Raw genomic sequence first — 15,989 nt, forward strand, 5'->3', positions numbered from 1 at the left:
GTAGATTTTTGCCATAGCACCAATTCTGCGATCGCAATTGAGTCACAATAATAGATAGGCAATCATTGAAGGTGGTGTCATGCTTCGGCTAACTCAAGCTATTCGGAACTTTTTCCTTCGCGTTGAAGGCTTGTTTGGTGTTTTATTCCAAAGTTTTTCTAATTTTGTCGGAAATATATTTGGTTTTTTTGCCAAGCTTTTCGGATTCACTAGTTCTGGTTATTTCTTGGAATCTGATGAAGTGCAAGGTATAAAGCAAGCTGCCGCTAAACAGCCAATTGAAACGAACCGTGATAACACTAGTAAAATTTCTACCACTAACCGCCGTCGTCCTAATGCCAAGCTTGACGACTACTACCTCAACATGGCTCGTGATGTGAAAAAGAACGAGTTCTGAATTCTTCTTAGAAAAATTTTGTCCAGCTTGAAGCTGGACAAGAACTAGAAATATTTTTGAGATTGAATATTTACTTGATTTTTAACTTACTAAATCAACCAAAGCGTTACTATGAAAGCGAACTATAGATGAAACTGAGCAACCACGATAATTCTCAGAGGTGAATACTGATAGTGTGATATTAGCTTGACCGGGATCTAGTATGCGTTTTACCTTGCAGGTTTGCATTTTGTTGTTGCAGTAAGCAATAATGCGATCGCCAGCCTTGACTTCCAACGCTTGAATTTTCAATTAATACCAACCTTGCCCAGGAATTTGCTTAGTTAAAGGAAAAACATATTGCTATATTTCAATTCTTTAATAATAGCAATGTTTATTTAAGTATAACACAAAAATTAAAACCTTGAAATGGTATCAATTTCATCTTGATAATGTCAACGAAAACCGGCGGGAATCCCATACCTTCAAGAGGGGGTGTCCAGTATAGCCGCCCGCCGATTTAGTCATTAGTCATTACCCTGAAAGCAAAACGGGCGGTTAGAAACCACGTCTATACAAACAAAAGCTACCGATCCTGGGTTTCAAAACCTTGATTTGACCTTAGTCTGCGGAGGCGGACAATGCCAGTATAGCCGCGAATTCTATGAGACTGTTGGCGAATTAATAAGGGGTCTAACCCATCATTATCTATTGCTCTTGATTTCCCTGATTTGAGTCCGTTTCAACGGACAGTAGCTCTTAGCCCGAAATTTATTTCAGGGCGGGAAAGCAACGCCAAACCAAGGTTTTAGGGGTGAGGGGTCAAACCCAATACATTTCAGTTAAGCAATTTTTTCCTTCTCTTTCCTCTCTCTGTATCCTCTGCGCCTCTATGGTAGCCTGCGGCAAGCAATCGCTGAACTCCTGTTAAAAAAACTTGATTGCGATCGCTAATTACGTGTAATCAGAAGAATTTTGAACTTTATATATTAGACATTTCCAGAAATTAAATATGCGTTATCCAGAATCCTTGTAGAGACGTAGCACTGCTACGTCTCTACATTCATTTTCACTCCTATGTCTATTAGATATCTCACTTTTGTAAGTACATCATAAGCTACAAAAAAAGGTTGTTGTTTTTCAGATTCTTTCTGAGATACTTTTGTAAACACTTCCTTTTCTCTTGTTTCCATGTGTCTGCATGAAAACTCCCAACTCCCAACTCCTAACTCCTAACTCAGCACCCATTATGACTCACGAACAACAAACCGCTATTGAAGGTATCTATGAAGTCTGCATCGGCATCCCAGAGCCAATTTCTGCAATTCAGTATTGGGAGCAATTTGGCTATCGCATTGGTGAAGTGGGTGAATTAACCGCAGATGTAGCCCATCAATTATATGGGGTGAATTCGTCTTTACGCTCAATTCGCCTATATCACCAAAATGCAGATCATGGTTTGATTCGGCTGATGGTTTGGCAAAATCCCACCCATGAAGGTTTGGGAACAGCGTCAATGAAAATTAAAGGGAATCGTTGGGCAACAAGCTTAACTGCGGATGTTTTAAGTATCTTAAATCATATAGAAGATGCAAAGGCCGCAGGTTTCCCTATTAGGTACTCTAACCCTTATTGGGAAGTCATCTACAACAAAGAGAGGAAAAGTCGTCCTTTTATTGAGCCAGCAGTTGGTGTGCGAGAAATGCTGCTGCTGCAACCCTTAGCTAGACAGGTTTTATTTCAACGGTTTGGCTATACACTACCGCATTACGGACAAGTTAACCAGAATGCGGCACTCAAGACTAGTCAGTTTACGCACATGGGGATTATTGTTCAAGATGACAGCAAAGAAACCCTAAAGTTTTATGAAGAAGTTTTGGGTTTGCTGCGTGTGCGGGATGGTGTCGAAACTAGCTATGAATCTTCGCCAGCCGGCAAAGATATTTTTGACCTGAATCCTGGTGAAAAGTTTATTGTCACTACCTTTGACGATCCTCGTTCTTCTCAGTCTGACCTCATGGCTACACGCAGTGGTAGACTTTATGTGATTCGATTCCCAGAATCCATTGATTTAGAATCGCGCTTTGAGGCAGCCCAACCTGGTAGCTTGGGTATGTCTTTATATACCTATCGGGTTAAGGGAATACAGGAGTATAGCGATCGCATCAAGGCAAGTACTGCACAAAAAGTTACAGACATCATTAGTAATGAATTTGGCGAGACGAGTTTCTCTTTTGTCTCACCAGATGGCTATTTCTGGACTTTGGTAGAAGGTAATTAACTCGTATAAGGAACATGGATTAAATAAGAATGCAAAACTTTATCCTATCTCTAACCTCCCTCTCCTTTATAAGGAGAGGGATTGAGGGTGAGGTAAACCAGGGACATAAATTGTATGTTATTTAATTCTTATTCCTAAGAGCGATGAGGGAGAATCGTAAAATTCCCTCTTTTCTCCCTGCCCCCTGCCCCTCTGCCTCTTTCCAATGCCCATTAGTTTAAACTTCTTTATTTTCACTAATAGCCAGTTGCTTTTTACTGCGTTTTAACTGTTTCCAAAGTACCTTAATTTGCTCGTAAGCTTCATCCTGAGACAGTTTTCCCCCTGTTTCAAGGCAGGTGATGTAACTAATTTTTTGGGCAAATTCTTGGAGGTTAGCATTAAACACTAAGTTTTCTGGCTGGAATTTACCATAATACCGACTACGAGGATAAAGAAAGTTGTTTTTGTCTTGCGAGTTAGATTCTGTCATAGTTTACTCCTGTAATTCTTTGTTAAAGTTATAGACTTAATTTTTCTCTGTGTGTAAATACACACCGGAAAATTTAAATTCCAGAAAAATTGAATATTCTTAGTTTTAAAAATTAGAGTAACGCAGCAAGAAAAGGTCGTTAACTGTGGAAAATACTGAAATCAAACGCAAAATAGCATTTTTAGTAAGTAAAATAGCATTTTGCTTACGGAAAACACCAATATGGTGAAGAAGGCTTCATTAGGGGTGTAGGGGTATAAGGGTATAAGGGTGTAGGGGGTTGGTGCGACGAGGTTTCAATCCCTGGCGATTCTACCGCCAGCAAGGGAGGCGGAGCCTTTAGGACGGCATTCCCAGTCGGAGACTGGGAACGAGACACGAGAAATCAGATAAGCCCAAAAAACTTGTAGAGACGGCGATTTATCGCGTCTTGAAAACTGTGAATTTAGCATAATAAGTACGGTGGAGCCAAAATTATTAGGGTTGATAGCGAAGACTAAAGTAAAAGCCATTATCTTGAGCATTATTACCACGATCGCTCAGATCGATGAATGGAAATCCATAATCGAGGCGCATAAAGAGATTATCAATTCCCAGTGCCTGATTCCACAAGAATCCTAAGCCTGCACCCACTAAAAAAGTTTGATTGGGTAGCTGATTAGGATTATTAGACTGATTCCAGACGGCTCCCATATCTACAAATGGCGCAAGTTGAATTGTAGATAATCCAGATTCATTACGCTGCACTGTAAACCGATCTTCGATCGCTACCCGAAATCCATTATCCCCAGAACGGATATTTTGACGATATCCCCTTACAGATTGTCCACCGCCAATGACAAATTGCTGGGAAGGTAAAAGGCTATCTGGTGTCAGCTGCAAGTCTGCTTGAATGAGCAATAAATGATTGTTGCTCAGTTGCTGCACGCGCTGGGCTTGACCTAGCCAACTAAAAAAGCGACCATCGGGTATGGGGCTATTGTTGATAGTTGCATCTAATATATCAATACCAAAGTTAAATTGCGATCGCAAAAACCAAGCTCCTTGAGGTTCGCGCTTGATATAATCTTGACCAAATGTAATTACACTGGTGCGGCTCACGCCATTGGCACCAGGCCCAATGCCAAAGGGAGTTGCGAGGTTATCAAAGAGGAAAGTTTGACCATCTTGATAGGTAAATCCTAAAGATAAGGCAAATTCTTCTTTAGGCGATCGCATCAGTGGTTGACGATAATTGATTTCATAAAGATCCTGGTTTGCCCGAATGCCAAAAGCATTAAAAGGTGGCTCAGTGATTTCGTTGCGATTCAATGCTGCTCGAATCTGCACTTTGCCATTCATGGCGTTCACGGGAATCTGATAGCTAAAATCAAAGGCATCGGAACCACCAGAGAGTGTATGGTAATAGGAACCGGCCAACTCATCTCCCATACCGGTTAAATTGCGATCGCGCAGTTCAACACCCAATCTTTCTGCACCAATACTCGGAGGCGAATAATTATCTACACCAAAACTACTAGTTAAAGATTTTGCCTCTTCAACTCTCACAATGAGAACACTTTGACCAACCTTACCCGTTGGCCGCAGACGCGCTTCTACATTGGTAAATAGGGGATCGAGTCGTAACAATTTTAGTTGTTCTTCGAGCTTACCAGTATTGAGAGGGATACCAGCACCTAATTGAATGCGACTACGAATATAAGATGGGTTTAATCGCCGCGTCCCCTCAATGTCAATCTCAGTCAAACGCCCTTCCAACACCCGAATTACTACAACTCCATCTGCGGTACTAGATTGTTTAGTGTCTGGAACTGCTCTGGAATTTATATAACCTTTATTTAGGTAAAGCTGGGTAATAGCATCTGCGGCTTGTCTGATTTCTTCTAAAGTCAAATCCCGTTCTTCAAACGGTTTGACTACTGGATTAAAGTCATTTTCATTAAAAACTGTGCTACCTACAACCTGGATTTTACGAACCCGAATGCGTTGTGGTGTTTCTGGTTGTGGTTTCGGTTCGGTTTGATTGGGTTTAGTTGTCGGGCTAGGTTCTGTTTCTTGTACTATTTGTAACTCTGGCTGACTGCTATTTTTAGCTGAGTCAGGTGTAAAAATATTCGCTGTAGCTTTCAGTTCATTTGCAGTTAAAATCCAGACCGCAGGCAGAATTAGTAAGCCACACTGAAAACTGAAACTGTGCTTACTCCATTTAGTAGTTGCCAAACTCCGCCAAGTTTCTAACTGATGAGAGAAACAGGCAATTCTTGGCTGAGTCGTCGCTTTTGGCTTAACACTAGTTTCTGTTTCTTTTCTCATTTCTCCTCAGTGGGACGCCTTATCTAAGGACTGGGCTGATTTTAGTTTTTGAGTATGCTATGGGTGCATGAGTATTTCAATATCATATTTTTGATATTCAGATTTCAAAAGATTTGTAACTAAAACTATAATTAACAGCGATTTATTCTAAGTGATAGTCCCTAGCATTATATTGTGGTAACAGGTAAAAAACTTGGGAATACTTCGATGTCGCCATTGATCTCCATTGTCATCGTCAATTACAACCGCGAGTCTTACCTTCAAGAAGCGATCGCTAGTGTCTTAGCGCAGACATGGCAAGACTTTGAGCTATTAATTTGGGATGATGGCTCTACAGATAGATCAGTGGCGATCGCTCACAGATATGCTCAACAAGATGGGCGAGTGCGGGTAGTTCAAGCACATCATCAGGGAGTTGCTGCGGCTTGCAAGGCGGCCATTAGCCAAACTAGCGGCAATTACGTTGGGATCGTAGACAGTGATGATATCCTAACTCCTACCGCTCTTGCTCAAACCGCTACAGTTCTCAACCAGCACCCAGAAACAGGATTTGTTTATACCGACTACTTAAATATTGATCGAGATGGCAAAGTTATCGGCTATGGCGATCGTTGTGACATTCCCTACTCTCCAGAAGGTCTGTTGATAAACTTCATGACTTTCCATTTCCGCCTCATGCGCCGTTCAGTTTACGATCGCGTGGGAGGTGTAAATGCATCTTTTAGTGGTAGTGCTTATGATTACGAACTGTGTCTAAGACTTTCAGAAATAACCCAGGTACGCCAAATCAAACAGCCTCTTTACTTGTATCGAAATCATTCTCAAAGCATCTCTGTTACTAGACAAAAAGAACAAATACTCTGGTCTAAACGAGCGATCGCCCAAGCACTTTGGCGGCGCGGATTAGCAGATAAGTTACAAATCGATGTAGAATTACTCACAGGTCGCTTTATATTGCGGCGCAAAAAATCTTTATTGTCTAATATCGCCGCTTCAGTCCTAGTTATTGCCTCGCTGATAAGTCCCAGATTAGCCCAAGCACAACAAATAGTTCCTGCTAAGGATGGGACAAACACAATTGTTACACCCAACGGTAATCGATTTGATATTACTGGCGGCACAACTTCTAGAGATGGTGCAAACCTTTTCCACAGCTTTCAGCAATTTGGGATTTCACCAGAACAAATCGCTAATTTTCAAGCTAGTCCATCGCTGCAAAATATCCTTGGTCGAATTACAGGCGGGAATCCCTCGGTTATTAATGGCTTAATTCAAGTAACAGGTGGCAATCCTAACCTTTTTTTGATGAATCCAGCCGGATTTATTTTTGGAGCAAACGCCAGTTTAAATGTGCCTGGTGCTTTCACGGTGACAACAGCTAACGGCATTGGTTTTGGCAGCAGTTGGTTTAACGCTATCGGTGTTAATGAATACAGTAATCTAGTTGGAAACCCCAACGGATTTGCCTTTAGTACGAACCAGCCAGGAGCGATCGCCAATGCTGGAAATTTGACAGTAGGTGCTGGGCAAAATTTGAATTTATTGGGCGGTACTGTAGTCAACACTGGGCAACTTTCAGCACCAGGAGGACAGATTTCTGTCACATCCGTACCAGGGGAAAATTGGGTGCGTCTTAGTCAGCCAGGAAATCTGTTAAGTCTAGAAATTCAGCCCCTCGCCTCTAGTAGCAGCCAACCCACCAACTGGACAATTCCCATTGCATCTTTACCTGAATTGCTCACAGTTGGGAACACGGGGTTAACTGCTAATCCTGATGGAACGGTAAAATTAACAGCCTCTAATGTGACAATTCCCACAACACCAGGGACAACCATTGTTTCTGGAAGAGTGGATGTATCAAGTCAAACAGGCGGTACGGTAACTGCTTTGGGCAAACGAGTCGCGGTGATTGATGCCAACATTAACGCCTCTGGAACCAATGGTGGCGGTACTGTGCTAATTGGCGGTGATTATCAAGGTAAGGGGACTTTACCCAACGCCGATCAGACTTATGTTAACTCAAACTCCGTTATTGCAGCTGATAGCAAATTGAATGGAAATGGCGGACGCATAATTATTTGGGGTGACAAGAAAACAGAATTTTTGGGTAATATTACTGCTCGTGGCGGTTTTAACTCTGGCAATGGTGGTTTTGTGGAAGTTTCGGGTAAGGAAAACCTGATTTACAGTGGTAATGCTGACCTGACTGCTAAAAATGGTATTATTGGTCACTTGTTACTAGACCCAACCGATATCAATATTGTGGCTACTGCTCCACAACCGCAGGATGGCTCTTTGCCTGTAATTTTCCAAAATGCGACTCCAGCGACTTTCACTATTTCCCAAAATGCTCTACAAAGTCAGGATGCTGCTGTTACTCTACAAGCAACTAACAACATCACAATTGACAATGGCGTATCTTTAAACTTTGTGAATAATGTTGGAGGAGCAATTACATTTACCGCAGATGCAGACAATAACGGTGTCGGCGCATTTACGATGGGTACAGGCAACACCATCAACACTAACGGCAGACAAATCAGCATTTCAGGAGCCAGCTTATCACTGGGAAATCTAAACACAACTGGTAATTTCGGTAAAAGTGGGGATGTAACTTTGTCTGCAAGTGGCAATATTAGTGGAGGCAACATTATTGCCAGTGGAACTGGCTATGGATCATCTGGCAGTATAGGTGTCACCAGTACTAATGGTGCAATTACCTTAGGCAACCTCAACACCAACGACAATACAACTGGTGGCTCAGTAACTCTCAATGCCGCAAGCAATATCACCACAGGGGCAATTAACTCATCTGTAGTCAATACTGGAGGTGGCAACGCTATATCTGGCAACGTTACTTTACAGACTACCAATCCTGCTGGCAGCACAATTGATTTTACCAGCATCAACACAACGGCCACAGCAAACCTTGGTGATGGTAACACCGTTCAAGGTGGCAATGTGCAAGTGCTGACAAATGGACTGGTGCAAGGAAGAAGCACAGGTACTACCATCGCTACTGGCGGAATTTTGAATTTGGGAGAACGAGGAACCACTAGGATTGCGGGAGGTAATGTCGCAATTCGACATGATGGTGGTCAAAATAATGTGCCATTTATCGTAGGTGATGCGACGAGTACCAATGGCACAGCCGGAACAATTGATGCGGGAGACACTTCAATCCTCGCTTCTGGCAACTTTCCAGTTTTGCCAAATGGTGGAGATGCTACTGGCACTCCAACCCGAATCACCATTACATCTGTCAACACCCCGCCGATATTAACGGCAAACTCATCCCTACCCAATACCCAGACTAATCAAGCAGTCACCTTGACGTTCTCTAGTTTGGCTCCACTCGTCAGCGATGCTAATAATGACATCACCTTCATCAAGGTTGATGTAGTGAATACAGGAAACCTGACTGTCAATGGCCTTCCTGTCATCCCTGGTGTAACTACCTTATCTAGCGGTGATACTTTGGTGTATACCCCTCCAACTGATGTGAATGGTTCACTAAATGCCTTTGTAATTAGTGCAAATGACCGCGTTTCGTCTTCTGCACCTGTACAGATAGGAATTAATGTCAGTCAGATTCCTACCCCAATTCCTACCCCAACTTTTACCCCCAATCCTCCCCCTTGCTCATTCCAATGTACTCCAGATAAACCGAATGTCCCTGGCCTTAATAATCCTAAGATTGACAACCCCATTATTAATACCGATCCCACACCCGAAGATAAATTCACAGATGATTTTGCCGACTATTTAGGCATACCCACTCCTCAAATCAAAACCCTAGATGATGCCAAAGAAATTGCTCGCAAAATTGAAGAAGCTACTGGCGTTAAACCTGCATTTATCTATATCAGCTTTGTTCCTGTGGAAGTTATACCAGAGGGAAGTTTTGGCAAAGCTCAAAAATCTACTAAACAGTTGAATACTCTCGCAGAACAAGATAGCGACCAACTGGAAATAGTCGTAGTAACAGGAAAAGGCGATCCGATCCGCAAGCGCATCCCAGAAACTACCAGAGCCAAAGTTCTCCAAGTCGCTCAAGAATTTCGTGACCAAATAGTTAGTCCACAAAATCGTCGCCGCACGGGTTACTTGCGTTCATCTCAACAACTTTATCGCTGGATTATTGCACCACTAGAGGCAGATTTACAGGCAAGACAAATCAATAATTTGGTCTTTCTACCAGATATTGGCTTACGTTCAACCCCAATGGCAGCGCTTCATGATGGTAAGGGGTTTCTAGTAGAAAAATATAGTATTGGCTTGATGCCGAGTATTAGCTTGACTAACACCCTTTATAAAGACATTAAAAAATCTCAAATTTTAGCTTTGGGGGTTTCTCAGAGTACACAAGGACAAGAACCTTTACCAGCAGTTCCCTTGGAATTATCAACACTGGTGTCTAAACTCTGGCAAGGCAAATTATTGTTAGACAAGCAAGCCACCTTAGACAATCTCAAAACCATCCGCCGCCAACAACCTTTTGGAATTATTCACATGGCAACCCATGCCGATTTTGCTACTGGCGCTTTGAGTAATTCCTATATTCAACTGTGGGAAGACAAGTTACGCTTGAATCAACTACGACAGTTGCGGTTCAATGAACCCGAAGTTGAAATGCTAGTGCTGAGTGCTTGTAGAACAGCTTTGGGTGATGAAGAATCCGAACTAGGATTTGCGGGTTTAGCAGTGTTGGCAGGTGTGAAAACTAGCGTTGCTAGTCTTTGGTCGGTTAATGATGCTGGGACAGCAGCGCTGATGACGAAATTTTATGAGAACTTAAAAACAGCCCCGATTAAGGCAGAAGCCCTGAGAGAGGCTCAGGTAGCTATGGCCAAAGGGCAGATTTACGTAAAGGATGGACAAGTGCAAGGTTTGGGAATAGCCGGGAACTTGCCTTTACCTGCTGACAGTCCTGATGAATCCCTGACGCATCCTTATTACTGGGCTGGATTTACAATGGTTGGTAATCCTTGGTGAAGATGGGAATAGAGAGTAATTGCTTGCGATCGCATCATTCAACGGTGTTGCTGAATCGAGGTATGAATTTGGATGTAGAGACGTTGCAATGCAACGTCTCTACAAGGATTTTAAAATAACGCAAAATTATTTTTCATACCGCAATCAGCAACGCTCCTCCAACAAGCTCTGATGATTACAAAAAATTAGCGATCGCTTTCTGCTGATATAGCAGTGACTCTAGTTTCCTTACCATCACACCCGCCCAAATCCTGCTTCCAGTCAACATTTACCATTTGCCGCATTCTTTTTTCAAATTGGTATTATCAGATATGTGTAGATAAAATAGCGAGTATGTTGAGAAAAAAATCTGTATGACAAGCTACCCAGAAACCCTAACTAGTAACGAATCCATTAATGGGCTAATCACTGAGACAACCAGTATTAACCATGTGGAGGTAATTGAAAATGTCATCGACTCTTTGGAACAAGATGATAGTGCGATGGTTAGCCACACTCCAGAAGGTGGCTATCTGTGGAAGTTTAAGTACGGAAGTGTAGAAGTCTTTGTCCAACTCAATGGCACAACCGATGAAGACACCATAACGGTTTGGTCTACAGTGCTAAATCTACCTGCTAAAGATGAACCTAGATTGCTGCGTTATCTTTTGGAGTTGAACTGCTCTAGCACTTTTGAAGCACGTTTCGGTATTATTGAAAATCGCGTAGTTGTAATATCGACACGCACCTTAGCAGAATTAGCTCCTGGCGAAGTATCTCGGATAATTACCATTGTGGCAACGATCGCTGATAATAACGATGAAGCTTTACAGGCTGAATTTGGTGCGACTTAAGGAATTTTGGATTTTGGATTTTGGATTTTAGATTTGGCTATTGCTGCATCGGATGCCGATCTATTTGCTTAAGTATTTGGTGCAGAATATTTTACCAACGTGCAGAGCGATCGCGCCTCATGCCATGAATGCACCAAGTTTACTGATTATACAGCAAAAGCTCTATACGATATTTTGAACTTTAGGTGATTATCTCAAAAACTTTTTCTGTATACCAATTAAAAAGCGCCTGGGAGTGTTGCCGTGTTTCCACCCCAGACGCTTTTTATTTTTAACTTGCTCCTCACACAAATAAATCGTATCACTGCTTCAATCAAAAGGCCAGTATGGTGAGTGACACTTTCAGAACTGCACCACCAATTTACAGCGCTTTTCAAGTTATATCTTATGAGTACTTTGTTTGCGTTAGCATCTCGCAGACAAGATAGGGACTTACGCAAAACATTAAATAATTATTAAAAATATATACATTCCCTTAATTAATGCCTGAAACTCTTTAATAATCAATCAAATTTCTAAATAAATATTAGCACTCAACGCTTGCCAGTGCTAATTTATGACCGAAAACGACTCATGATACAAGCCCCTAAATTTATTTATGGGGATCATTAATTTTGAATTTTGTTAGCGCAGCGTTAGCGAGTCTGCGAGCGTCATTTTGAATTTTGAATTCGGAGCGTACCCCTGCGGGGAAGCAAGCTACGCGCAGCGTCTCGTAGAGAAGCGACGTGACTGGGGTTTAATGCCGATGATCTAAACCAAATCTAAACTTTTTCTAGATGCTTTAGTTCCTTTCAGACGTGATTTTAGAAAAAACTAAATCTTCCCTAAAAATAGTTTAAAACTGGGAGTACTAGCATGAAATATACTTTTGACATCGTAGGAGTCTCTCCACTTTTGCAGTTTTTTAATCACCAACAGCAAAGTGGACAAAAATCACACCAGCAAGGTGTGGAATATTTGGGAATGTATACATGTACACTAGATACATTTCTAGAATCAGTAGAATCAGTTCCAGCAAAATGGGGTTGGAATCTAGATCAAGTAGTAGATACCGTAATTCAGTTTTGGTTGAACAACTCAGACAGTATTCGTTATTGGAAAGTACGTTTAAGTGATGCTGGTAAGGATAATTTACTAGTCACAAGATTAGCAGATATAACCGCCTTACAAGCTGAGTTTGAATCCTTACTAGATAAGGAATAATGAAAGGGAGTGTGGAGTAGGGAGTGGGGAGTAGGGAAACTAAGAAAGCTTTTCCGAAAAGCGGGGTTTCAACTAATATGCGATACAAGGATTTTTTCTCTGACGAGACGCTAGCGCGAACGCGCGTAGCGGGACGAAGTACGGCTTTAAACCTAAATCGAGGGCTAATTTCTTCCCCTACTCCCTACTCCCTACTCCCGCCCCGAAGGGGTTGTAAAGAGATAGCTAAAGCGGAGTAAGAGTTACTCCGTCTCCAATCAAAATCAATGCTTTTCTGTATTATTCTTGTTTTCAAGTACTTTAAGAACTTTGAGATATAAATTTTCTACTCTTTTCGTCTGAACTTCACCAAATGAAGCGTAGTGAGTTAAGCTAGGAGCGCCATTTACTTCAAGGAGTGTGTAATCTAGCATTGGTGACGTTAGATCGTTAGTCAGAATATCCACACCTGCTAATCTCAATTCCATATCTTTTGTAATATTTACTGCTAATTTTTGAAAATCAGGATGTATATTTTCAGTGAAATCTACTGCCTCACCTCCAGTTGATAAATTTGCATTGTCTAAAAGATAGACTATATTGTTCTTGGGTATAACAGTATTAAACTTTAATTTCCGTCTTCGCAAGTTTGTTTTGATTCTATAATCTTCAAAATCTATAATTTCTTTTCTACCATTATTGATAAAACTTTCCTGTTTTTGTTGCATAAGTTCCAAAATATTAGATTTACCGTCTCCTATGAGAAATAAAGGAATTCTTTGATATGCTGAAACTACTTCATCATCAAGTATTACAATTCTATAATCATTGCCACTATAGAATCGCTCAACAATAAATCCTGAAGTTTTTCGCAATATTTTCTTGGCTGCTTGGTAGTATTCTTGCTTGCTATGAACCTTTGTAACAAACGTTCCTTGACTGAGATTAATCGGCTTGACAATTACAGGAAATCCTAACTTTTGAGCATAATAAAATCCGGCATCTATATTCTTGAGATCGGCTATTTCTTCGCATAATTCTTCACAAAAAAATGTTTTTCCTTCAGTAACTTTATAACCAAATTTATTTAGAAAAAAATTTGAAGCCCCTTTATCTTTAGCTATTGCTACAGAAGCAAAAGAATTAATACTAAAACTGCTATTACGAAAAAAAGTTTTATTGCCATTTTTAAACGTAATCATTCCTAAAACTGTACATTCTGGGTCTACCAAAACTACTGCTTCCATTTCCTCTGCTAGTTTTTGAATTATTGATGTTACAAATGGTGTTTTCATTATCAAAACCATATTTTTGTCGGGAAAATCTTACCTATTTTATGGCAGTTAGTCAAGACGTTTTAAATTAAATAATTGCAACACATATTTTTCCTACACATATATTGAAGAAGAATTCAGGAGTCAGAATCAAGATGCTTGATAGCGGCGTGCAAAGCGAATCCTTGAGCGTCTGACTCGCTCATAGCGTATCCCTACGGGGAAGCAAGCTACGCGCAGCGTCTCGTAGAGAAGCTATGCCGTTCGCATTAGCGTAAGGCTTTACGCTGTGCTATCCGCCAGTCATACAGAATACCTTTCCTGTATTCTGACGACTGACGCATGTATTCTGTTTGATAAAAGTTTTAGGAAAAATTACTTTTTTTAATATCTAAATAAAACAGGAGTCAGAATTCAGAATTCAGAATACTCTACCCATAAAGGGATAGAGTTTTAAGGCGAGAATATTTTAATTTTTTTCGTCCGCCAGGGGCATTAGCGTAGCGGGACGTTCGCGGTAGCGTCTCGTAGAGAAGTAAGGTTTTAACCAATATTCATTACCCAATCTTACATAATTCATACTGAATACTGAATTCTGACTCCTGAGTTCTGAATTCTTCTTATAAACTATGAAAATTTAAATATTATTCTAAACTAACTATAAAAAACGTAAATGCCCACAATATAGCTTGACCGTAGGTATCGCACTATAAAAAAATTAAGCGGTTGTCTGCTTACCTATTAATTCTACACGCGTTATTGTTCTTTTTTCAGTGAGTTTCTAATAGTACTTTTTCAGACATTGATGTTCGCTTTACCACTGATGCGGACTTTACTTATGTGTAGGCATACAAATCATGCAAACCAAATAATTGCCAAACTATTTGCTTGAGCATTTTTGTGTGCTGGAAACAATTGCAGATTAAGGATTTGAGATTCATAACTATCTGAAAATTTCGACTAAGTTGGTCTAAAATATAGCGCTAACTGTTGACAATTTATTAATAATCGAATAACAAGGTGGCAGCACCATAAAAAAAAGCGTTAGTGCATTCCTACCTAGAAACTAATTAACGCCCTTCATTAAACTTCATACGGATAACATAATTATGCCAGAAAATACGGATAACAAAGCTTCTAAATCAGACAATCAGGCTATTGCTTATAAAGAACGCCTCAATTCTTGGGCGATCGCTCGTCTAGTTCCTAATACACAACAGGAAATTGTTGCTCGCTTCCGCACCCGTTCTGATGCTGATGGCTATATGCGACACCTCCCTCAGGAAATACCAAATGCTTCCTATATGGTTGTTTTTGATTGTCAACGCCAAGAAGCTGTAATTTAAAATATAAGTACAGAAATAGACCTATCTTAAAAAAATAGGTAACAGCTTACAGGTGACAATAACCCAATACGCTTGGGTTTACGCTAAAAACTAAAACTGCCGTAAGAATTCAGCACCCAGGAGTCAGAATTTATAAGAACTACAGAATAATTAGCATATTTATTCATCAAATGTTCTTTTATTCTTTAACTATTCTAACTCCTGAATTTTGTTCGCTCAAATAAGCTAATGTACTTTTAATTTGCATAACTAGGGCGGGCAAGATGCCCACTCCACAATAGTTTTAATTCCAGGTAATATGCAAGGTTATTTGTCCAACAGCTAGCCCTTTCAAGGTGACTCGTAAAATCTCTGTTTTTCTCTCTGTGCCTCTGCATTTATTTAACCACTCCAGACGCAGAGAACACAGAGTTAAGAGATTAAAGAGGAATTTTTTGAGCAAAATTGTTACTCACCTTGAAAGAGCTAGTACAACACAGCGTAAATAAACCACCCATTTAAAATAGCCAGAAAGCTTACAAAATAAGCATTCTTTCTTTTTACGAAAAAGATAAGGTTCAAAGCCTCGCCCCTTGTGGGCGATAGCTCCCTTGCTCCCTCGCTTCCTTGGTTGAAGCCCCACCCCTTGTGGGTGGTTTTTCTCCTCTGCTCCCCTGCCCCTCTGCTCCTCTGCTTTTTCACTTTTGCCTTTTTACTTTTGCCTTTTTGTACTAGTCCTAATAACTATAAATTATTAAGTTTTTTTGCCAAGATTATATACAAGTATTTTACTTAAAAAAACCGTAATTGTACCCTTGACATTGATATTTTAAATTCTTTAGAAGTAAAAGTTAGTGTACTCAGGAGGAAGGAGTAACTCACCTTGAAAAGCGTGGGATTGAAGCAAGACTGGAAGCTTTGTATCAAGACCTATA

At 40.6% G+C, this 15,989-nt stretch carries 10 protein-coding genes; 6 read left to right on the top strand and 4 right to left on the bottom strand.

All coding sequences use genetic code 11. The annotated features are described in order from the left end of the window. Positions 1-79: 79 nt before the first annotated feature. Positions 80-397, top strand: a complete 318-nt coding sequence (locus V7K76_RS09645) for a threonine dehydratase (protein ID WP_334776436.1) — start codon at positions 80-82, stop codon at positions 395-397. An 81-nt stretch (positions 398-478) separates the two neighbouring features. On the opposite strand, the gene V7K76_RS09650 is transcribed toward V7K76_RS09645, so the two are convergent. Continuing rightward, complete coding sequence (locus tag V7K76_RS09650) at positions 479-688, bottom strand: hypothetical protein (protein WP_179066062.1); 210 nt, start codon at positions 686-688, stop codon at positions 479-481. A gap of 937 nt (positions 689-1,625) precedes the next feature. Here V7K76_RS09650 and V7K76_RS09655 point away from each other — a divergent pair. After that, complete coding sequence (locus V7K76_RS09655; protein ID WP_334776685.1) at positions 1,626-2,657, top strand: VOC family protein; 1,032 nt, start codon at positions 1,626-1,628, stop codon at positions 2,655-2,657. Between the two features lie 217 nt (positions 2,658-2,874). On the opposite strand, the gene V7K76_RS09660 is transcribed toward V7K76_RS09655, so the two are convergent. Further along, the gene (locus V7K76_RS09660) at positions 2,875-3,129 is read right to left on the bottom strand and encodes a DUF7219 family protein (RefSeq protein WP_334776437.1); all 255 of its coding nucleotides are present in this window, start codon (positions 3,127-3,129) and stop codon (positions 2,875-2,877) included. Positions 3,130-3,606: 477 nt separating this feature from the next. Next, positions 3,607-5,442 (bottom strand): ShlB/FhaC/HecB family hemolysin secretion/activation protein, encoded by a 1,836-nt coding sequence (locus V7K76_RS09665; RefSeq protein WP_334776438.1) that lies wholly within the window; start codon positions 5,440-5,442, stop codon positions 3,607-3,609. 207 nt (positions 5,443-5,649) lie between these two features. Between V7K76_RS09665 and V7K76_RS09670 the strand changes: the two genes are divergently transcribed. The 3 genes from V7K76_RS09670 to V7K76_RS09680 all read left to right on the top strand — a co-directional run bounded on the left by V7K76_RS09670 (position 5,650) and on the right by V7K76_RS09680 (position 12,476). After that, positions 5,650-10,437: a CHAT domain-containing protein gene (locus tag V7K76_RS09670; protein WP_334776439.1), complete on the top strand. Its 4,788-nt coding sequence runs from the start codon at positions 5,650-5,652 to the stop codon at positions 10,435-10,437. A 353-nt stretch (positions 10,438-10,790) separates the two neighbouring features. Continuing rightward, positions 10,791-11,270 (top strand): YbjN domain-containing protein, encoded by a 480-nt coding sequence (locus V7K76_RS09675; protein ID WP_334776440.1) that lies wholly within the window; start codon positions 10,791-10,793, stop codon positions 11,268-11,270. An 858-nt stretch (positions 11,271-12,128) separates the two neighbouring features. Then, positions 12,129-12,476 (top strand): hypothetical protein, encoded by a 348-nt coding sequence (locus V7K76_RS09680; RefSeq protein WP_334776441.1) that lies wholly within the window; start codon positions 12,129-12,131, stop codon positions 12,474-12,476. A 263-nt stretch (positions 12,477-12,739) separates the two neighbouring features. Here V7K76_RS09680 and V7K76_RS09685 read toward each other — a convergent pair whose 3' ends face one another. Next, positions 12,740-13,750 carry a cyanophycin synthetase gene (locus V7K76_RS09685; RefSeq protein WP_334776442.1) on the bottom strand — a complete coding sequence of 337 codons (1,011 nt, stop codon included), beginning with the start codon at positions 13,748-13,750 and terminating at the stop codon, positions 12,740-12,742. Between the two features lie 1,088 nt (positions 13,751-14,838). On the opposite strand from V7K76_RS09685, the gene V7K76_RS09690 reads away from it, so the two are divergent. Next, positions 14,839-15,075: a hypothetical protein gene (locus V7K76_RS09690; RefSeq protein WP_179066311.1), complete on the top strand. Its 237-nt coding sequence runs from the start codon at positions 14,839-14,841 to the stop codon at positions 15,073-15,075. Positions 15,076-15,989 lie beyond the last annotated feature (914 nt).

The organism is Nostoc sp. (assembly GCF_036917975.1).
Lineage (GTDB): Bacteria > Cyanobacteriota > Cyanobacteriia > Cyanobacteriales > Nostocaceae > Nostoc.

What these genes read in the sequence shown, in the direction of transcription:
- V7K76_RS09645 (WP_334776436.1), top strand. Translation starts at nt 80, where the DNA reads ATGCTTCGGCTAACTCAAGCTATTCGGAACTTTTTCCTTCGCGTTGAA.
- V7K76_RS09655 (WP_334776685.1), top strand. Translation starts at nt 1,626, where the DNA reads ATGACTCACGAACAACAAACCGCTATTGAAGGTATCTATGAAGTCTGC.
- V7K76_RS09660 (WP_334776437.1), bottom strand. Translation starts at nt 3,129, where the DNA reads ATGACAGAATCTAACTCGCAAGACAAAAACAACTTTCTTTATCCTCGT.
- V7K76_RS09665 (WP_334776438.1), bottom strand. Translation starts at nt 5,442, where the DNA reads ATGAGAAAAGAAACAGAAACTAGTGTTAAGCCAAAAGCGACGACTCAG.
- V7K76_RS09670 (WP_334776439.1), top strand. Translation starts at nt 5,650, where the DNA reads ATGTCGCCATTGATCTCCATTGTCATCGTCAATTACAACCGCGAGTCT.
- V7K76_RS09675 (WP_334776440.1), top strand. Translation starts at nt 10,791, where the DNA reads ATGACAAGCTACCCAGAAACCCTAACTAGTAACGAATCCATTAATGGG.
- V7K76_RS09680 (WP_334776441.1), top strand. Translation starts at nt 12,129, where the DNA reads ATGAAATATACTTTTGACATCGTAGGAGTCTCTCCACTTTTGCAGTTT.
- V7K76_RS09685 (WP_334776442.1), bottom strand. Translation starts at nt 13,750, where the DNA reads ATGAAAACACCATTTGTAACATCAATAATTCAAAAACTAGCAGAGGAA.
- V7K76_RS09690 (WP_179066311.1), top strand. Translation starts at nt 14,839, where the DNA reads ATGCCAGAAAATACGGATAACAAAGCTTCTAAATCAGACAATCAGGCT.